The organism is Synechococcus sp. KORDI-52 (assembly GCF_000737595.1).
Taxonomy (GTDB): Bacteria; Cyanobacteriota; Cyanobacteriia; order PCC-6307; family Cyanobiaceae; genus Parasynechococcus.
In genome coordinates, this window is sequence record NZ_CP006271.1 from 2,111,215 (window position 1) to 2,129,545 (window position 18,331).

Genomic DNA, 18,331 nt, shown 5'->3' on the forward strand with positions numbered 1-18,331 from the left:
TTCAGGCGCGCAAGCTTCTGCAGAGCCGTCGGATCGCATCGGGGTGGCTGATCAGCTGCTGATGGGTCCAGACGGGGATGTCCTCACACCGACCCACCGGCAGAACGGCTCTCCAGCCGGGGCAGACCATCAGATCCCAGCGGCAAAAGAAACTTGAGCACTCGATCCCAGCCAAGGCATCGGGTTGGCGATTCAGCTCCCGCAGCAGGCGACTTCCCACTTTCATATCTGCCACACCGGCCAGCAGCGGGCGAGGAATCATCTGAGCGGCAAGGGTGCCCTGCTGCGGGCTGCCCACGCTGAAGAAGCGCCGGGTGCGCTGCACCCCCCCCAGCTCCTGCAGCCAGATCCTGCCGATCACGCCCCCCATCGAAAAACCCAGAAGATCGACCCTGGTCTCTGCACCGAAGCGCTGCTGAATGTGCTGATCCAGACGCGAGGCCAGCTGCCGCAGGGGAACCCAACCCAGACCATGGGCCAGGTGCGGCGCCAGCAACGGGCGATCAGGCTGGTCCAGCCCCTGAATCAATCGGTGAAAGAGACGGGGCGTGTCCCAGAGACCATGCACCAACACCAAAGGGATGCTCACAGGGCTGATCTGCCGCCATGGCGCGAGCGTTCCACGAACACCCGACCGTTGAACCCTGGAACCGGCGCAGCACACTTGGTCAATCGCAACCACGTCGGCATGGACCCGTACAGGTTGTCGAGCCGATCCAGCATCTGCTCGCTGAAGTGCTCGATGGTGAGGCAACGAACATGCTGGGACAGATCCTGCAGGGCCTGAATGGCCACGCTGTAGTCCAGGCTCCCGCTCAGGTCGTCAGCCACGGCAGAAGCCTTCAGATCGAGCTGAACACTGAAATCGACACTGAACCACTGGCCATCCCGGCGTTCGTGGTCCAGGACCCCGACATGGGCCCACAACCGCAGCTCCCGCACGCCGATGCAATCCATCAGAGCGGCCGATCGATGTGGGTAAAGACGCGGCCGCCATTGGCGTAGTCGGCAGCGATGTGGCCCTCGCCGCGCAAGCGATAGCGGTAGGTCACCAACCCTTCAAGGCCGACGGGGCCCCGGGGAGGCAGGGTCTGGGTGCTGATGCCCACCTCAGCACCGAATCCATAACGGAACCCGTCGGCGAAGCGGCTGGAGCAGTTGTGATACACCCCGGCGCTATCCACCGCCGCAAGAAAACGATCAGCCGTCTGGGCATCCTCCGTCAGGATCACGTCGGTGTGACGCGACCCGTAGGAGCGGATGTGATCGGTGGCTGCCTCCAGATCGTCCACCAACTTCACCGCCAGGATCAGATCCAGATACTCCGTGCTCCAGTCCTCCTCCGTGGCCGGTTCCGCCACGCCCAGGGCCACGCTCTCGGCATCGCCCCGCAGCTGCACTCCTGCAGCTGCGAAGGCCGGCAGCGCAGCTGCCAGAAAAGGCTGGGCAATGGAGCGGTGCACCAACAGGGTCTCGATGGCGTTGCAGGCAGCGGGGTACTGGCTCTTGCTGTCCACCGCCACCCGAACGGCTTTATCCACATCGGCCGCCGCATCCACGTAGAGATGGCACACCCCATCGGCATGGCCCAGCACCGGAATGCGGGTGTTGTCCTGGATGAAGCGCACCAGCTCGTTGCTTCCCCTGGGGATGATCAGATCCACGAGGCCATCCAGACGTAACAAGGCCAGGCTTTCCTGACGGGTGGTGAGCAACGCCAAAGCATCGGCAGAAACCGGACTGGCCGCCAGGCCTGCCTGAAGGGCATCCATCACGGCCTCATTGGTGCAGCGGGCCTCACTGCCCCCTTTCAACAGGGCACCATTACCCGAACGGATCGCCAGGGAGGCGATCTGCATCACCGCATCCGGCCTGGCTTCGAAGATCACACCCACCACCCCGAGCGGCACGGAAACCCGTTCCAGCACCAAGCCCTGGTCCAGCTCCCGGTGCAACTGACGACAACCCAGCGGATCGCTGAGGCTGGCGACCTTACGAACGCCATCAATGGCCGCCGCCAGTTTGGTGTCGTCCAACTTCAGCCGGGCCATCAACGCCGGCGCCAGCCCCTCGGCCGCAGAGCGTTCAAGGTCTTCACAGTTGGCCGCGAGGATGGTTGCTGCCCGCTCGGTCAACGCATCCGCCATCGCCTGGAGCGCCAGGGCGCGTTGGTGGTCATCGGTCTGCCCCAGATCAACTGCAGCACGGCGGACAGCCGCGGCACGCTGCAACAGCGCAGCGGAAGGCTCTGGAACGCTGGACATCAAGGCAATCAATCTGGAGCCATCATCCCGTTCAGCCGCTGCAGAGCGAGCCGGGCTGCCCCCAGGCGTCCAGCACCATTGCCCAGGCAGGCGGCTTCGATCCGTAACCCCTCCCGTGAAACGGCCTGAACCCGGGACTCCACTTCGCGACGCACCGACGGCAAAAAGTGATGGGCGGCACCCGCCAGCCCCCCGCCCAGCAGGACCAACTGCGGCGTGAGCATGTACACCAGCGAAGCAACGCCACAGCCCAGGCGCTCGCCGTAGCGGCTCCAGACCTCCAGGGCCACAGGATCACCGGCATCGGCCTCTGCACTGAGCTCGCGCGGATCGCGATCACACAACCGCCGCAGGCCAGTGATGCTGGCGAACTGCTCCAGAGAACCACGGTTGCCGCTGTTGCAGGCGGGACCATCGGGCTGGATCCCAATCAGCCCAGGTTCCGCTGCAGCACCGTTATGGCCTGTAAAAAGCTCACCTCTTAAAAGCACCCCCCCTCCCACGCCGGTGCCGAGGGTGAGCAGCACCACATCATCAACACCACGGGCTGCGCCGAGCCAGGCCTCGCCGACCACCGCACAGTTGCCGTCGTTGGCCAGGGTGACCCGGCGATTGATCCGCGACTCCAACCAGTCCGCCAGCGGCACGTCCTCCCAGCCAGGCAGGTTGATGCAGACCCGGGCCACCCGTGCTGCTGCATCCATCGGACCGGGAAGTCCGATGCCAACCGCCTTCGCCGCATGCTCGGGATCGATCTGTTCGATGACCTCACACAGGGCCATCGTCACAGCACCAGGCACGGCTGGCTGGGGTGTGGGGCATTGCGCCTCCGCCAGCACCGTGCCGTCAAAACGAATCCGAGCCAACTTGATCGCCGTTCCCCCGAGATCCACCCCAATCACTTGCGCATCAGGCATCCCTCAGAACCGGAAGAACACCTGCAACTGGCTCTGCCAGGTGCCATTGGCATCCACTGACCCGGACACGGAGGTGCTCGGCGTCAATTGGTAGGAGACGGTTGCTTGCGGAGGAACATCTGTCGTGTTCGGTGCCATCAGCACGGAGAGATCGAACTTGTCGGTCACAGCCACACCAAACTCCGTCACCACTGTGAGTGTCGGGGGGACCCTGCCAGAGGTGCGCTCCGTCTCTGATTTCACATCGGGATTGACGTAGGTGGGGAAGATCGCCACCTGGAGCCGTTGCCCCATGGCATCGGTCAAGGTGCCCAGCACCGGAGACAGAAGCGACTGACCCAGCACCGTGGCCAGAGCAGCCCCACCGGTTCCGCCCAGAGACGCCAGAGTGTTACCACCGATCAGACCCAAAAGCTGCTGCTCGCTCATCGGAGGTGAACTGCGCAACACAAGGTTGTTGGGATCAGCCAACCGATTGGCCAGCCCGGTGGCCTGAACGGTGACCTTGACCAGCCGCAGCTCGCCACCACCGGCGTAAGCGCTGCCACTTCCATTGGTATCGAACACGTTGGAGGTGGTGATCTGGTTGCCACTTCCCACGCTGACGGAATCGGCGACCCTGGATTGCATGGCGATATCCACGTAGGGAACGAGCCCCAAGGAAGGCGTGAACACCGCAACATTCGCCTCCTGCGGATCCAAACGAAGGGGAGCGAGAGGAGGAATCCAGATCCGCCCCGAGTTGAGCCGGATCAAGCCTCGGGCCTCCAAAGAGGGATCCAGGGGGCCGTTCAACGTCAGCGCACCATCCCCTTTGAAACTGATCAAAGGAGGCATGAGCACCTGTAGATCAGGGCCAAGCGCAAGACGAAGATTCTCGAAGCGAATTGCAGGGAGATTCGGAATGAACCGTTGCAGCTGATCCGAGCGCCGGATGGGTTGATTGGGCCCCATCAGCACCAGTGGCTCCTGGAAATCCCACTTCTCCTCCAGCAGTTCGTTCACAGATTCAAAACTGGGTTGCGCCGCTGTTGAGGGCCCCTCAACACCCGAGGCCACCAAGCCTTGAAGTCCACCTCCACCCCGCCGCAGCCTTCCGAAGAATCCGGACTGTGGCCGTAGCGTGCCTCGGGACAGGGTCAACGCTCCGGACAGGACGGGTTGCACCATGGCCCCGGAGATTTGCAGTTCGCCATCGGCCTGGAACTGCACGATCGGCTGACGAATCTGACCTTGACTGATTTGCAGCGTGAGGGGTGGAGCATCGCTCTGAGGAGCAAACAAACCAAGCGTTCCCGAAGCGCTGAGCGTGCCGCCGCGGCCCACCTCAGCCTCGAGGTTTTGGACCAACACCCGGTCGAAGTCGAACAGAATTGAGGCTCTGATCCGGCTCAACTCCTGTTCACCGATGCTGAGGTCACCGTTGGTGACCACGAGAAAACCGTTGGCTTGGGGTTGCTTCAAGGACCCGCGCAGCAGCAGCCGCAGATCGGTGCCCCCCTGCCTGACCGTCAACGACTCTCCAGCCAGCAGTGTCAACGCTCCGAGGGCATCCCCATGGCTTTCCAGCGTCAGGTTCAAATCGGCATCAGGGTCGAAGGGAACATCCCCCGAGACGGTGATGGCTTCCTTGCTCTCACCAGCCCTCAGGGCGAGATCCAGGCGAATCGCCTCGCGATCGACAACAATCGATCGCTGCTCCAACTGCAGAGGCTGGCCCGCCAAGCTTGCGGAATCGAGCAGCAGATCGGAGACCAGCAGTGGAGCCTTTCCGCTGAGGTCGTACCGGCCGCGGATGCCGATGCTGCCTCGGAGTTGCGAAGGCACAGGTGCCAGCAACGCCAGCAGAGACAACGGAAGCTGCAGCAGCGAGAGGTCACCGGATCCACCGCTCAGCGGGCCGCGCAGTGTGGCGACCACCGGTTCCAGCTGCAGTGCCTTGACCTGGTCATCCCCCTCAATCCAAAGATGCGCCTTGGCAACCAGATCGGCCTGCAGACGACTTAAATCCGGCCCCTCAATGGTTCCCGACAGATTGACCCGTCCTTCCAGGCGCTCGAGTTCAGGGCCTTTGCTGGGATGAGCCAGGTCGTAAGCCGCCAGAGCACGCCGCGATTGCGCCAGGGCTCTCAACTGCCCGTCAAGAGAGCCGCCGAAGGTGTTGATAACCAAGGTTCCAAGATCCTTGGCCGTTCCGGAGGCCAGACCAACACTGGAATCACCCCCTCGCAATTGACGGGCGAGGAACGTCAGCCAGGTCACATCCAAGCCTTCGGCCTCGATCGCGCTGTGCATCCGCCCACCCAGATCTCCACGGGCCTTCAGCCGGATGCTGCCCTCTAGGGGCGTCAGCGCTGCATCGGCCAGAAAGCGTCCATCGGTCAGGGAACCCTCCAGATTGAGGCTCTCCATGGCGACACCCGCCAAGGAGGGGCCAGCGATTGCAGCAGACCCACGGATCGCGAGGGGGGCCATGGCCAGGCTGCCTTCGCCCGTCAGACGACCAGCCACCAGTTTGGGTTGGTTGACCGGCGGAACGATGAAACGAAGACCATCGATGTCGAGGTCCGCTGCACGCCAGCGGTAGCGGCGTTGTCCACCACGCTGCGCCAATCCGTCGAGGCGCAACTGCCCCTCACCACGGTCCAGGCGCACGGTTTTGGGCCAAACGTCTGCATCAAGATCGGCCACGAGCGTCCCAGGCTCGGCGGGCTGCTGGGCTGTCATCGCCAGGCGCGCACCACGGCCGAGTTCCCCGCTGAGGCTGCCTTGCCAACGCTCGGGAACCTGCACAACCCCGACGCGGGGTTGATCCAGCATCAGCGTGATGTCCGGCTGAAGCGCTGACAGCGGACCGTTCAATCGACCCCGCGCCGCCAGCCGACCATCCAGGGGCAGGCCGATCAAGGGGGTGAAGCGGCTGAGTTCGAAAGGTTGAAGTTCAAAGCCGCTCTGAAGAGCACCAGCCTGCAGCCGCCCCTGCTCCAGCTTCAAAGGCAGGCGCGCTTCCGCCCGCAGCATCGGGCTGGTGAAACGATCCAGCACCAGAGCCGAATCCTCCGTGGACCATCGGGTTTGGAACGACCAGCGCTCCAGGAGTGGATTCACCGCCTGACCAAGCTGCAGGGCCAGATCCGGGGAGGCCAGTGCTCCACTGACGTCGACAGCCCCCGTGATCGGAGCGGTCTGGCCCAAGCCTGCCTGCAGGGACGGCACCGCAGACCAGAAGCGGGGATCAATCTGCAGCTCCGTACTGCGCAGGTCCAGATCGGCTCCGATCGTTCCTGCAAGCCCGAAGCGGAGCCCCGGTGCACTGAGCCGGAGCCGATCCACCAGAACAGCCTGTTGCTCGGGTTGCAGCCAGGGGGTACGCCACTGACCGTCCAGCTTCAGGGGGGTTGTGAAGCCGATGGCTTCAGGAAGGCGGAGCTGGCCTTGAACGGTCCACTGAGGCTCTTCCCATGGGCCTTGGATCCGGAATTGCAACGGATCCTTGCGGGCGGGACCGACGTCCGAACTGCGAACTTCAGCGCGAAGATCAAAGCTCTTGTTCAACACCACGGCCCCTGAGGCCAGCGCCTCAAACGAGCCGAAACGCAGTGTCCCAGGCTCCAGCTTCAACTGATCACCCTGGCAACCGATGCTGAAGCGAGGGCTACGGACCGACGCAAGCTGGAGACCGGTCAGCCTGACTCCACCACGACAATTCACGGAATCGCCGGTCCAGCTGATCTGGACATCCCCCTGCAGTTCCCCTGAAGCCTTCTGATCCTGGGAGGGAGCGATGACGGCTTCCAACGGTTGCAGGGCGACACGATCAAGCCGGCTTCGCAGCCTGAAACTGGGGCGATCCCAGTGACCTTGACCGTCCAGGCGTACTGAGCCTTGGCCATCGACCCAGCGAAGCTCGGATTCGGTGCTGAAGAAGGCCTCTCCCAGCAGAACCGAGCCCTGACTGCGGAGCTCAAGGGTCTTGCGCTGAGGTCCAAGACGCAGCAGCGCAGGGTCGGCCAGCCTGTACTGGAGACCAAGTCGCGGCAGGTCTCCGCTGCCTCGCGGAGCACCAAAGGTCCAGTAACGCCCCTCCTGATTGGCCTCCAGCTGACCGCGAACGTTGTGCAACGTGAGCTGCACAACCGGCTGCAAACGCCGGAGACTGGCCAGGGGGGCCAGGCTGATGTCTAGCCCAGCCAAGCTCAGTTCCGAACGATCCGCCGTTGACGGAGGAACCCGGGTTGGGCCAATTGCGAACCCCCAGGGGCGGAGTCCTTTGTAGGGACCAATCTTGAGGGGATGGCCGAGAGGAGCGGAAAGAGCCCGCTCCAAATCGGGACGGAAGCGGACCAAGGCGCGCTCCGCCGCACGGTCCAGGGCGATGAAACCCGCGGTTCCAACTCCGATCAGAACAAAACTGCCCGCTGCCAGCCAGGCCCTGCGCCGCGTTTTCCCCATCAGACGCGACGGACTCCCCGGAATCTCGCGCAATATAAGGAGACTGTTTTCAGTGCACCAGACCCCATGGCCTTCGATCAGCTGCTGCTTGCCGCCGCTCCCTGGCTGGGCTGGTCAGGCCTTGGGCTGGGCGTGCTGACCGCTGTTGGCTTTTTCGCCCGTTGGGGCATCCGCTTTCGATTGGTGGGCGTCAGCAGCTTCACCCTGCTGCTGGCGGTGAGCTGCTGGGCCTTCGGCGTGAGCTACACCCCCCCCGTGGTGGTGGAGGGCGCCGTGCGAGCGCCGATCGTGTTCGACAACGGCAACGATCTGGTGGTGGCGCAGGTTCCCGCTGACCTGGCACCAGCAACAATTGAGGCCACCCTGGAACAGTTGCAAGGGAACCTGCGGGGCTCCGGTCGCTCCAGTGACACAGTGCTGGTGCGGTTGCGGGGAATCAAAGCCGAAGGCGATGGCCAGGGCCGTCCCGTCATCCTTGGCGAGGTCAGCAAGACCTTTCGCTGATGCCGGACTTCAACGACGCCATCGAGGAATTACCCCAATCGTTTCGCAGGGAGAAACAGGAACTTGACCAGGCCGGCATCAAGAACTGGTCCGCGATTTGTGGCTTAACCGATCTGGAGCTGAGCCAGCTCGCCCGCAGCGGCCAGGCATCGGCCCGCAACCTCAAACGTCTACGGGGCATGGCGGATTTGGTCTGCAGCTTGGGCCTGCCCCCCCAGGACGCCGCACTGCTGATGCATGCCGGCATTGCCACGCCGGCCGCCCTTGCGACGTGCAGCCCCGAACGTCTGGTGCGCCAGACCGGCAGGCTTGAGCGCAGCCTTGGAACCAAACGCCCTGCCGTCGTGGATCTGCGGGTAGCCAGCGATTGGATCCAACGGGCCAGGCAACTTGCGAACTGACCCCATCGCGCCTGACCAATCGGCCGAACCTGCGTATGAATTGACCATGAGGTTGAACGTCCTGCCCACAGCTCTGGTTGCTCTTGCCCTGATCGGGTCACCTCTGCTGGTGGGTGCCGCCGAATCGGATTTGCTCAACAGGGTCAAACGCAATCCCGACCAAGCCAAAGCCATGTGCCGTTCGTTCCGCGCCATGAACGGCAACGGCCAGTCGGCCTACTCCAAACAAGCCATCCGCGGGGTGGCGAAAAATCAGAACCTGAGCTTTCAAGATGCAGAGATCCTCGTGACCTACGTCGTGGGGATGCATTGCGCGGATGTCCGCTGAGACAAGGGCAATGGCCTGCCGCCAGGAAGCCCTGACGCTTGCCGATGGCGTTGTGCTGCGGTCGAGGCTGTGGCACCCCAGCGGGGAAGGGCCTTGGCCCGCACTGCTGATGCGGCAGCCCTATGGACATCGCATTGCCTCAACCGTCACCTATGCCCACCCCAGCTGGTGGGCCTCCCATGGATTCCTCGTGGTCGTCCAGGACGTGCGGGGGCAAGGCGAATCCGGCGGTAGCTTCGGGGGGTTTGGTCAGGAAGCAGCCGACACCAGTGCAACCCACGCCTGGGTTCGCCAGCTGCCGGAATGCAATGGACGGCTGGGGGCCTACGGATTTTCCTATCAGGGCTTGACCCAGCTCACCGGAGCTGAAGCGACCCCGCCACCGGAGTGCACCGCACCGGCGATGACCGGACTGGATGAACGTCGCCACTGGAGTTGTGAAGGCGGTGCCCACTGGTGGCAGCTTGGGCTCGGCTGGGGGCTCCAGCTCGCCGCCCTGCAGGCCCAGCGACGTGGTGACACAAAGGCCTGGCTGGAGATCCGCCGAAGCCTGGACGACAGCACCTACCTGCGGGATGGGCCTCGACTGCTGCAACGCCATGACCCCGATGGCATGGCCTGGACATGGTTTCAAAACGAGCCGGCCATGGACAAGCAATGGACGGTGCATCGTGTGCCGAAGACCTGGCTCCAACGCCCGATGCTGTTGATCGGCGGATGGTGGGATCCGCATCTGGTGGGGCTTCTGGACCTCTGGCATCGCAGCAAGGCGGCCGGAGGTCAGCCATCCCTGCACATCGGGCCGGCCTCCCACCTGCAGTGGTGGCCTGAAACTCAGCAGCTGATGCTGGAGTTCTTCCAACAGCATCTGCAGGATCGACCACCGCTTGAACCGACACCTGCCCAACAGCTCTGGAACATCACACGCCATCGGTGGGATGCCATTCCCACACCCGAGGCGATCGGTCCCTCGTCATGGGGGCTGCGGGGGCATGGATTGGCCTGCATCGATCCAAGCGACGGTGCCCTCCTGGCGGATGGTGAGGGAGAGGGTCGCGTGGTCATCGTTCATGACCCCTGGCGACCGGTCCCGGCCATCGGTGGACATCTCGGGACCCCTCCCGGCCCGGCTAACCGCCTGGCAGTGGATCAACGCAGCGACGTCGCCACCTTCACATCTGTCCCCCTTGGTGATGAGCTTCTGCTCTCGGGTCAACCATTGCTGTGCCTGAACGCCCTCGCAGACCAGCCCGGGTTTGATCTCTGCATCAGCCTCTCGCGTCTGCCTGCACAGGCCGACAGCGTTGAGCAACTGAGCACAGGCGTCCTGCGGGTTCGGGGGGGAGAGGCCCTGCAAAACGTCAGACGCAGCGTGACCCTTCAGCCGCTTCAGGTGACCCTGGATCCAGGCGATCGATTGCGGATCTCCATCGCAGCAGCAGCCTGGCCCGCCATTGGCGTCAACCCTGGCCACGATGTCGTGCCCTGCGGAGCTCCGAGCCCAGACCACCGCGTGGTGACGTTGACACTGGAACTTGCTGGCTCCACCCTGCAGCTGAACCCCTTCGACTCCGGCAGACTGAAGCTCGACTGACCTTTGTGCTTTGAAGCTCTCCGCTGCCCTGCTGGCCATCGCCCTGTCAGCCCCCATGGGGGTCATCAGTCCCGCAGCAGCGGAGGAGCTCACCAAGACTGAACTCACGCCCGCGCAGGCGACAGCGGCGGCTGAACTGCTGTTGGGGGCTCTTAAAGAGCGCCAGGGAGATGTCTTGCACGATGCCCTCGCCAGACCGGTTCAGGCCAGTGTTGATGTGAAAACGGTCCAGACACGCCTGGACCAGCGTGAGGCCATCGAGGCAACCCGCGTTGTCAGTGTGATTCCCGGCTACAACACAACCACGGTTGACGCTGTCGTGAGCACCGCCTCCGGCGATGAGGGGATGCTGATGGTGCTGGACGAAGACGGCAAGCTGCTCGCCTGGAAGTGGACCGATCGCATCCAGCCCATCGAAACAACGGCGCTCGACTTCACCCGCGATCTGGCAGCAGGGCGTTGGGTCACAGCACGATCCAAGCTCTCGTTACAGCTGCAGGAGGACTTGGCCCCTGGTGACCTTGAACGCAAGTGGACGAAGCTCAGCAACGTCTCCGGTGGGTTCCGTAAGGTGAAAGACGCCGTCATCGCCCATCAGGGCGGAGAGCAACAGCTCGTGCTGGTGGCTGTCGCCTTCGGCAAAGCCACAACTAACCTGTTCGTGATTTTCGATGAACGCGGTCGGATCATCAACGTCGATATTTCCCGAGACTTCGTCTGATCAACAGCTGATCTGTTTCGTAAATCGGGCTTAACATCGCGCCCAATTCTCAGATCTCCCATGGGTGTCGCCGCAGTCCTCGACTGGATGGTGCAGGACGGCGAACGGTTGGCAGGTTGTCGCCATGACCACCCGTTCGCGGTGCTCGGTCCCCAATCCTCTGAGCAGGGGTGGACCGTACGAGTGTGGATGCCTGAAGCCCAATCGGTCACCCTGCTGCAGGCTGGCGAAACCCTCGCCATGTCCACCCCGAACCACCCCTGGGTGTTCGAGGCACAACTCAACAGAGATCCAGGCAGCGACTACAGGGTCAGGGTTGAGCGCGGTGGGATCGTGCATGAACAGCACGACCCCTGGGCGTTCCGTGGTGAATGGATGGGCGAGATGGATCGCCACCTGTTCGCTGAAGGCAACCATCACCACATCTGGCAAAGGATGGGTGCCCACCTCACCGAGCGTGACGGCATCACCGGTGTGATGTTCTGCCTTTGGGCTCCCAACGCTCTCACCGTCTCCGTGATTGGAGACCTGAACTCATGGGACGGACGGCATCACCCCATGCAGAAACGTGTTGGGGGCATCTGGGAACTGTTTGTTCCCGGACTCGGTGAAGGACATCTGTACAAATACGAAATCCGCACCCAGGACGGCCACTGTTACCAAAAGGCTGATCCCTACGGCTTCCAACACGAAGTTCGTCCGGACAACAGTTCCGTCGTGGCACGTCTGAACGGATTCCAATGGTCCGATCAGGGCTGGATGCAGAAGCGCGACAGCAGCAACGCGCTGGATCAACCCATTTCGGTGTACGAAATGCACCTGGGCAGCTGGATTCACGCTTCAGCAGAGGAGCCCTGGATTCAGCCCGATGGGACACCGCGCCCGCCAGTCCCCGCAGCTGACATGAAGCCCGGAGCTCGGCTGCTCACCTATGCCGAACTGGCCGATCGCCTGATTCCTTACGTGAAGGACAGGGGCTTCACCCACATCGAGGTGATGCCGATCACGGAGCACCCCTTCGATGGATCCTGGGGCTATCAGGTAACGGGTTGGTACGCCCCCACCAGCCGCTACGGAACGCCCGATGAATTCAAGGCATTTGTAGACCGCTGCCACGCTGAAGGCATCGGCGTGATCATCGACTGGGTTCCTGGCCATTTCCCGAAGGATGCCCACGGCCTGGCTTTCTTTGATGGCGCACACCTTTATGAGCACAGCGATCCCCGGATCGGGGAACACAAGGAATGGGGAACGCTGATCTTCAACTACAGCCGTAACGAAGTTCGCAACTTCCTCGTCGCCAATCTCATCTTCTGGTTCGAGCAGTTCCACATCGATGGCATTCGTGTGGATGCCGTGGCCTCGATGCTCTATCGCGACTATCTGCGGCCCGATGGTGAATGGCTCCCCAATGAGAACGGCGGCCGGGAAAACACCGAAGCGGTGCGTTTCCTTCAGCAGGCCAACCACGTGCTGTTCCAACACTTCCCAGGCGCCCTCTCCATCGCAGAGGAATCAACAACCTGGCCGATGGTCACCCAGCCAACCGACAGCGGCGGCCTCGGATTCAACCTCAAATGGAACATGGGTTGGATGCACGACATGCTCGATTACTTCGAGCTGGACCCGTGGTTCCGCCAGTTCCACCAGAACAACATCACCTTCTCAATCTGGTACACCTACACCGAGAACTTCATGCTGGCGCTCAGCCACGATGAAGTGGTGCACGGGAAGAGCCATCTCCTGCACAAGATGCCGGGAGATGACTGGCAGAAGTACGCCAACACCCGGGCGTTGCTCGCCTACATGTGGACACACCCCGGCAAGAAGACGATCTTCATGGGGATGGAATTCGGCCAGCGTGCCGAATGGAATGTGTGGGGCGATCTCCAGTGGGATCTGCTCAATTACGAGCCCCACAAAGGCATCCAGCGGTTGGTGGATGACCTCAACGTTCTCTACAAGGCAGAACCGGCCCTCTGGCGGGACGATTTCGACCAGTTCGGCTTCCAGTGGATCGATTGCAACGACAACCGCCACTCCGTGATCAGCTTCATGCGTCGGGAAAGTGCCAGCGGCACCTGGCTGGTGGTGGTGGCGAACTTCACGCCCCAAAGTCACTCCCACTACCGCGTGGGCGTTCCGCTCTCCGGCTTCTACGAGGAGATCTTCAACTCCGATGCAGCCAAGTACGGCGGCAGCAACCTCGGCAACATGGGCGGCAAACTGACGGACGAGTGGGGCATCCACGGCTACGAGAACTCCTTGGATCTCTGCCTGCCGCCGCTGAGCCTGATGGTGTTCAAGCACGACCCGAAACGCAGCCTGAGCAGCAGCGATCCGGACAACATCGTGTGACGAACGTGATGACAATGAGGGGGTAAAGCTCTAGCCAAGGCCTCGATTCGGGTAGGTTTCCGGCTGACCTGACCGGGCTTGATGAGCGACTCTTTACCCCTGCTCCTGCGTGCTGCGCGCGGTGAATCGGTGGAGCGTCCTCCGGTGTGGATGATGCGCCAGGCCGGTCGCTACATGAAGATCTACCGGGACCTGCGGGACAAGTACCCCAGCTTCAGGGAGCGGTCCGAAAACCCTGATCTCTCCTACGAGATCTCGATGCAGCCGTTCCACGCCTTCAAGCCCGACGGCGTGATCCTGTTCTCCGACATCCTCACGCCGCTGCCGGGCATGGGGATCGACTTCGACATCATCGAGAGCAAAGGCCCCCAGATCGGCGATCCGATCCGGAGCATGGCCCAGGTGGATGCCCTGCGCCCGCTGAACCCCGCCGAGTCGATGCCCTTCGTGGGAGAGGTGCTGGGTCGTCTGCGCCAAAGCGTTGGCAACGAGGCTGCTGTTCTCGGTTTCGTTGGTGCCCCCTGGACCCTGGCCGCCTACGTGGTGGAAGGCAAGAGCAGCAAGAACTACGCGGTGATCAAGGCCATGGCCTTCCGCGAACCCGAGATCCTGCACAAGCTGCTCGACCACTTCGCCGAGTCGATCGCCAATTACCTGCGCTACCAGATTGATTCCGGTGCCCAGGTGGTGCAGATGTTTGATTCCTGGGCCGGTCAGTTGAGTCCTGCGGACTACGACACCTTCGCTGCGCCTTATCAGAAGAAAGTGGTGGATCTGGTCAAGCAGACACACCCTGACACCCCCTTCATCCTTTACATCTCCGGCAGCGCCGGCGTGATCGAGCGGATGGCCAACACCGGTGTTGACATCGTTTCGCTGGATTGGACCGTGGACATGGCGGAAGCCCTGGCACGGCTGCCCGAGCACGTCGGTGTTCAGGGCAATGTGGACCCCGGCTTGCTGTTCGGCACCCCGGAGGCGATTGAAGCCCGCATCGATGACTGCGTGCGCAAAGCCCGCGGCCGGAAGCACATCCTCAACCTTGGCCACGGAATCCTGCCGGGAACACCAGAGGAAAACGGTGAGGCCTTCTTCCGCGCCGGCAAGAGCGTGATGGACCGTCTAGGGGCTGTCGTTTGACCCGCATCCTGGTGACCGGCGCCAGCGGCTGCGTCGGTCAATACATCTCCCGCTGGCTACTGGATCATTCCGATGCAGAGTTGCTGCTCTGGCTGCGGGACCCCACCAAACTCACCGCTGTTCCAGCAGACCATCCCCGCATCCACCTGCTGGTGGGAGACCTGCGGGACACCGAGCGTTTTGCCCCGGAGCTGGCCTCAGTGAACCGGGTGATTCACACAGCCACAGCCTGGGGTGACCCCGAACGGGCCGAACAGGTGAATGTGGTGGCCGTGAAACGGATGCTGGCGCTTCTGGATCCCAGCAAGCTGGAGCAGATCATTTATTTCTCGACGGCCAGCGTGCTCGATCGGCACCTACGGCCCCTGCCGGAAGCTCTGGCCTACGGCACGGAATACATCCAGACGAAGGCTCGCTGCCTCAGGGATCTTGAGGATCATCCCCTGGCCGGCAAAGTGATCGCCGTGTTTCCCACATTGGTGTTCGGCGGGCGCGTCGATGGCACCAGCCCCTTCCCCACCAGCTATCTCACTGAAGGCTTAGCTGAAGCCAGCCGCTGGCTCTGGCTGGCCCGTTGGCTTCGGGTGGATGCGAGCTTCCACTTCATCCATGCGGAAGACATCGCCCGCATCTGTGGCCTTTTGACCACACGCGCCCATGAACCGAACCGTGAACCCGGGCAGGGGGCTCTGCGCCGGGTGGTAATGGGACAACCGGCCATCTCGGTGAACGACACCGTGAAAACCCTTTGCCGCTGGCGAGGTGTGGCCCGAACGCCCGGAATTCCGCTTTGGCCATGGCTGATCGAGACCCTGATCCGCGTTCTGCCGATCGAAGTGAATGCCTGGGACCGGTTCAGCATTCGGCAGCGCCACTTCATTCACGACCCGGTGACGCAGCCCGAGCGTTTCGGTGGCAAAAGCCATGCCCCAGACTTGGCAACAGTTCTTAGCAATTCCGGCCTGCCCAATCGCGGAAGCCCCAGATCCGCGCGTAAGGTTTGATCAAAGACAAAGCACATTCATGCGCTCAGTCATCCGCACCATTGCAGCTGCATGCTGCGCCTTCCTGATGCTGATCGGCCTCAACGTCGGCAGCGCTCAAGCCGCCACCGTTGAAGTGAAGCTCGGCACCGACGGAGGCATGCTCGCTTTCGAGCCCGCCACCGTGAACATCAAGGCCGGCGACACCGTCAAATTCGTCAATAACAAGCTCGCTCCTCACAATGCGGTTTTCGAGGGCCACGACGAGTACAGCCACTCTGATCTCGCCTTCAACCCCGGCGAATCCTGGGAGGAAACCTTCGCCACAGCCGGCACCTACGACTTCTACTGCGAGCCCCACCGCGGCGCTGGCATGGTTGGCAAAGTGATTGTTGAGTGATCCCAGGATTTCTTAGGAAATCACTGTCCATCCAACTGAACTGACAAGCCCTGAGCTGTTGACGATCAACAGCTCAGGGCTTTTTTTTTTGAAGCTGATGGATAGGTTGGGGCATTAAAGGGTTTGCGATGGCACGCCTACCAGGGCTGATCCTGACGTTGATGTTGATCATTGGTGCGACAGGGCTGCTTGCGGCTCCGGCCACAGCGGTCGACAGCCCTGCTTTGGAGCGAGGAGAGCAGATTTTCAACAGCAACTGTGCGGCTTGCCACATGGGGGGCGGCAATGTGATTCGCGCCAACCGGACGCTGAAGATCAGCGACCTGAACGACCACTTGGAGGCCTACTCCAAGTCCCCGCTGGAGGCCCTGGAGCAGGAGATCGAGGATGGGCTGAATGCCATGCCCAGCTATGCCGACACACTGAGCGAAGAGGAGATCGTTGCGGTGGCCACCTACGTTGAACAGCGGGCCGAATTGGGCTGGTCCAGGCGATGAGTCGTGAAGCTCTTCGAGATTTTCTACGGGCTGTGGAGCATCATCAGGGCTTGCGCCGCGATGCTGCCCAGTGCACTGATGATGATCAACTTTTAGCCCTGGCACGCCGCCATGGGTTCAAGGTGATCCAACGAGATCTCTGCGACGATGCCCGGGAATCAGCCATCACCCGCTGGTTCGAGACCAGCCGGATCCAGCGCTCTTTTCAATCACCACCGTCTCAATCACCAAAACCCTGATGGCCGTTGTCACCCTGCTCAGTGATTTCATTGACGGCACCAGCATGGCCCTGGCGGAAGACACCGATGCCGTCGATCTGAACGCCTTCATGACCGCCAATCAAGGCCGGCTCTGGGCAAGCGTGCAACAACGCCGACGCCAACGACGTCAAACGATTGAGCGGCGCGGCCCGGGAACGGTGTACTTCGCCGCGGACGCTCCAGGCGCTGCCGCCGTGGAGCACTACCTCAGCAGTGACACGGGCTCAGCCGAGGAAGCAACGGCGATGCACGCGATGCAGTCCGCAGGGGTGGAAATCGCCCCCCATGTGGGTGCAGAGCGCGAACGCCATGCCCTGCTCAACGGTCAATTAAGGGGACTGACGGCCCAGGCCAAGGCGGAAGGTTTTGGTTGATCCAACAGGCCATAACCCGGTGACACTCCCCGACAATCCGCTCGGTCTGAGCAGTCTTGAAGAACTGGTCGACTGGACCGAGTCCTACCTCCATTTCAAACATGCACTGGAGGTGATTGCTTTCTTCACACCAGAGATGGCGACGTCTTACGTCAACTGCTTCAGCGACTTCAGCGCCCGTTACGCCACGGAGATGAAGAAGCAGGACATCCTTGAAGCTCGTCTTCCCAAGAAGATGAGGCAAACGATCGAAGCCGACAATCCTCACCGTGGCCTATTGAGGCAGGTCTTCAACGAGGAATCAACCAACAGGTCTGATGACATGTCCCGGTGATGTTCATAAAAGAGAAAAGCAAGCGATAGAGATCAGTCATGGGCTTTTCCGAGGAGATGTTGAAAAACATCGCAAGCCTTTACCTTCAGGACAAGCATTCGAGATCAACCTCCATCCACTTGGCAGCCAACAAGAGCACCGCCAACCGCACCAGCTGGAATTGACCAAATCCAGTTGTCCTTTTTCGCAAGAACACCGCCCAGAGCACCCCCTAAAACACCGCCAGCCAAGCTTCCTTCCAAGCAAGAATTGTTGTCCTCTTGCACTGATTCACGCACATCAGCGCGCGCGCCTGTGGTCATTGTGGAGTGGGAATGGTGATCATGGGCGAGATTCCCTTGTTGGTGCTTGTGGCTTGTTTGCCCATGAAAATGCAGATTCTTGGGGCATGGGCGCTGGACTTTCTCCTCGCGACTGCTCACATACCCAGGCTTCTCACGGGTTCCGGGGTGATATTTCTCAACGTACTCATTCTGATAGCACGTTTTTGCCTGAGAATAATCCTTGTGCGCCAACACTGGCCCTTGCAACAAAGAAGTCAACAAGACTCCTGGCAGGAGTGCCACCACTGTTTTCTTCATTGACCCGCAGCTCGGTTTCACGAGATTACTCTGCACCGAACGACTCGCTGAAATATGCATAACACCGCTTGAGATGCGACAGGATGTGTCTGATCTTCAGCAAACGAGTACTCCATCCACCTGATCAACAGGCCGTAAGCTGATGAATTTGAGATCAAATTAGAAATATTTACTTGGAAGAAAGGAAGCGACGGATCATTTCACCGCATGCAGGCCTCAGGAA

The 18,331-nt window shown here is 61.7% G+C and carries 19 protein-coding genes; 13 read left to right on the forward strand and 6 right to left on the reverse strand.

Annotated features, from left to right (window positions below; genetic code table 11):
- Position 1: 1 nt before the first annotated feature.
- Genes KR52_RS10790 through KR52_RS10810 form a run of 5 tightly spaced genes read right to left on the reverse strand, consistent with a single transcriptional unit; the run spans position 2 to position 7,633 of the window.
- Complete coding sequence (locus KR52_RS10790; RefSeq protein WP_038555720.1) at positions 2–589, reverse strand: triacylglycerol lipase; 588 nt, start codon at positions 587–589, stop codon at positions 2–4.
- A complete protein-coding gene (locus KR52_RS10795; RefSeq protein ID WP_038555723.1) occupies positions 586–957 on the reverse strand; it encodes a dihydroneopterin aldolase in 372 nt (123 codons plus the stop codon). The genes KR52_RS10790 and KR52_RS10795 overlap by 4 nt, the downstream gene beginning before the upstream one ends.
- Positions 957–2,264: a glutamate-5-semialdehyde dehydrogenase gene (locus KR52_RS10800; protein ID WP_173402226.1), complete on the reverse strand. Its 1,308-nt coding sequence runs from the start codon at positions 2,262–2,264 to the stop codon at positions 957–959. The genes KR52_RS10795 and KR52_RS10800 overlap by 1 nt, the downstream gene beginning before the upstream one ends.
- A gap of 8 nt (positions 2,265–2,272) precedes the next feature.
- The gene (locus KR52_RS10805) at positions 2,273–3,181 is read right to left on the reverse strand and encodes an ROK family protein (RefSeq protein ID WP_038555729.1); all 909 of its coding nucleotides are present in this window, start codon (positions 3,179–3,181) and stop codon (positions 2,273–2,275) included.
- A gap of 3 nt (positions 3,182–3,184) precedes the next feature.
- A complete protein-coding gene (locus tag KR52_RS10810) occupies positions 3,185–7,633 on the reverse strand; it encodes a translocation/assembly module TamB domain-containing protein (protein ID WP_038557265.1) in 4,449 nt (1,482 codons plus the stop codon).
- A gap of 66 nt (positions 7,634–7,699) precedes the next feature.
- On the opposite strand from KR52_RS10810, the gene KR52_RS10815 reads away from it, so the two are divergent.
- The 13 genes from KR52_RS10815 to KR52_RS10875 all read left to right on the forward strand — a co-directional run bounded on the left by KR52_RS10815 (position 7,700) and on the right by KR52_RS10875 (position 17,527).
- The gene (locus KR52_RS10815) at positions 7,700–8,137 is read left to right on the forward strand and encodes a Ycf51 family protein (RefSeq protein WP_038555732.1); all 438 of its coding nucleotides are present in this window, start codon (positions 7,700–7,702) and stop codon (positions 8,135–8,137) included.
- The gene (locus KR52_RS10820; RefSeq protein ID WP_038555735.1) at positions 8,137–8,538 is read left to right on the forward strand and encodes a DUF4332 domain-containing protein; all 402 of its coding nucleotides are present in this window, start codon (positions 8,137–8,139) and stop codon (positions 8,536–8,538) included. The genes KR52_RS10815 and KR52_RS10820 overlap by 1 nt, the downstream gene beginning before the upstream one ends.
- A gap of 46 nt (positions 8,539–8,584) precedes the next feature.
- The gene (locus tag KR52_RS10825; protein WP_038555738.1) at positions 8,585–8,866 is read left to right on the forward strand and encodes a hypothetical protein; all 282 of its coding nucleotides are present in this window, start codon (positions 8,585–8,587) and stop codon (positions 8,864–8,866) included.
- Complete coding sequence (locus KR52_RS10830; protein ID WP_051834353.1) at positions 8,856–10,460, forward strand: CocE/NonD family hydrolase; 1,605 nt, start codon at positions 8,856–8,858, stop codon at positions 10,458–10,460. Before KR52_RS10825 ends, KR52_RS10830 begins: the two co-directional genes overlap by 11 nt.
- A 10-nt stretch (positions 10,461–10,470) precedes the next feature.
- Positions 10,471–11,181: a DUF3887 domain-containing protein gene (locus KR52_RS10835; protein WP_038555744.1), complete on the forward strand. Its 711-nt coding sequence runs from the start codon at positions 10,471–10,473 to the stop codon at positions 11,179–11,181.
- Between the two features lie 60 nt (positions 11,182–11,241).
- Positions 11,242–13,539, forward strand: coding sequence for a 1,4-alpha-glucan branching protein GlgB (gene glgB / locus KR52_RS10840; protein ID WP_038555747.1), 2,298 nt, complete (start codon positions 11,242–11,244; stop codon positions 13,537–13,539).
- 81 nt (positions 13,540–13,620) lie between these two features.
- Positions 13,621–14,679, forward strand: a complete 1,059-nt coding sequence (gene hemE, locus KR52_RS10845; RefSeq protein WP_038555750.1) for a uroporphyrinogen decarboxylase — start codon at positions 13,621–13,623, stop codon at positions 14,677–14,679.
- A complete protein-coding gene (locus tag KR52_RS10850; RefSeq protein ID WP_038555753.1) occupies positions 14,676–15,683 on the forward strand; it encodes an NAD(P)-dependent oxidoreductase in 1,008 nt (335 codons plus the stop codon). Before hemE ends, KR52_RS10850 begins: the two co-directional genes overlap by 4 nt.
- 19 nt (positions 15,684–15,702) lie before the next feature.
- Complete coding sequence (gene petE, locus KR52_RS10855; protein ID WP_038555756.1) at positions 15,703–16,062, forward strand: plastocyanin; 360 nt, start codon at positions 15,703–15,705, stop codon at positions 16,060–16,062.
- Between the two features lie 128 nt (positions 16,063–16,190).
- Positions 16,191–16,559: a c-type cytochrome gene (locus KR52_RS10860; RefSeq protein ID WP_038555759.1), complete on the forward strand. Its 369-nt coding sequence runs from the start codon at positions 16,191–16,193 to the stop codon at positions 16,557–16,559.
- Positions 16,556–16,798 carry a Nif11-like leader peptide family natural product precursor gene (locus tag KR52_RS10865; RefSeq protein WP_038555763.1) on the forward strand — a complete coding sequence of 81 codons (243 nt, stop codon included), beginning with the start codon at positions 16,556–16,558 and terminating at the stop codon, positions 16,796–16,798. The genes KR52_RS10860 and KR52_RS10865 overlap by 4 nt, the downstream gene beginning before the upstream one ends.
- On the forward strand, positions 16,798–17,193 hold the full coding sequence (locus tag KR52_RS10870) for a hypothetical protein (protein ID WP_038555765.1): 396 nt from the start codon (positions 16,798–16,800) through the stop codon (positions 17,191–17,193). The genes KR52_RS10865 and KR52_RS10870 overlap by 1 nt, the downstream gene beginning before the upstream one ends.
- Before the next feature lie 19 nt (positions 17,194–17,212).
- A complete protein-coding gene (locus tag KR52_RS10875) occupies positions 17,213–17,527 on the forward strand; it encodes a hypothetical protein (protein WP_051834354.1) in 315 nt (104 codons plus the stop codon).
- A gap of 104 nt (positions 17,528–17,631) precedes the next feature.
- Here the strand turns inward: KR52_RS10875 and KR52_RS15365 are convergent, their stop codons facing one another.
- Positions 17,632–18,168 (reverse strand): glycine zipper 2TM domain-containing protein, encoded by a 537-nt coding sequence (locus tag KR52_RS15365; RefSeq protein ID WP_371257679.1) that lies wholly within the window; start codon positions 18,166–18,168, stop codon positions 17,632–17,634.
- Positions 18,169–18,331 lie beyond the last annotated feature (163 nt).

Coding starts and splice junctions, on each gene's coding strand:
- KR52_RS10795 (WP_038555723.1), bottom strand. CDS start 957: ATGGATTGCATCGGCGTGCGGGAGCTGCGGTTGTGGGCCCATGTCGGG.
- KR52_RS10820 (WP_038555735.1), top strand. CDS start 8,137: ATGCCGGACTTCAACGACGCCATCGAGGAATTACCCCAATCGTTTCGC.
- KR52_RS10805 (WP_038555729.1), bottom strand. CDS start 3,181: ATGCCTGATGCGCAAGTGATTGGGGTGGATCTCGGGGGAACGGCGATC.
- KR52_RS10810 (WP_038557265.1), bottom strand. CDS start 7,633: ATGGGGAAAACGCGGCGCAGGGCCTGGCTGGCAGCGGGCAGTTTTGTT.
- KR52_RS10800 (WP_173402226.1), bottom strand. CDS start 2,264: ATGTCCAGCGTTCCAGAGCCTTCCGCTGCGCTGTTGCAGCGTGCCGCG.
- KR52_RS10830 (WP_051834353.1), top strand. CDS start 8,856: ATGTCCGCTGAGACAAGGGCAATGGCCTGCCGCCAGGAAGCCCTGACG.
- petE (WP_038555756.1), top strand. CDS start 15,703: ATGCGCTCAGTCATCCGCACCATTGCAGCTGCATGCTGCGCCTTCCTG.
- KR52_RS10815 (WP_038555732.1), top strand. CDS start 7,700: ATGGCCTTCGATCAGCTGCTGCTTGCCGCCGCTCCCTGGCTGGGCTGG.
- KR52_RS15365 (WP_371257679.1), bottom strand. CDS start 18,168: ATGCATATTTCAGCGAGTCGTTCGGTGCAGAGTAATCTCGTGAAACCG.
- KR52_RS10870 (WP_038555765.1), top strand. CDS start 16,798: ATGGCCGTTGTCACCCTGCTCAGTGATTTCATTGACGGCACCAGCATG.
- KR52_RS10865 (WP_038555763.1), top strand. CDS start 16,556: ATGAGTCGTGAAGCTCTTCGAGATTTTCTACGGGCTGTGGAGCATCAT.
- hemE (WP_038555750.1), top strand. CDS start 13,621: ATGAGCGACTCTTTACCCCTGCTCCTGCGTGCTGCGCGCGGTGAATCG.
- KR52_RS10825 (WP_038555738.1), top strand. CDS start 8,585: ATGAGGTTGAACGTCCTGCCCACAGCTCTGGTTGCTCTTGCCCTGATC.
- glgB (WP_038555747.1), top strand. CDS start 11,242: ATGGGTGTCGCCGCAGTCCTCGACTGGATGGTGCAGGACGGCGAACGG.
- KR52_RS10860 (WP_038555759.1), top strand. CDS start 16,191: ATGGCACGCCTACCAGGGCTGATCCTGACGTTGATGTTGATCATTGGT.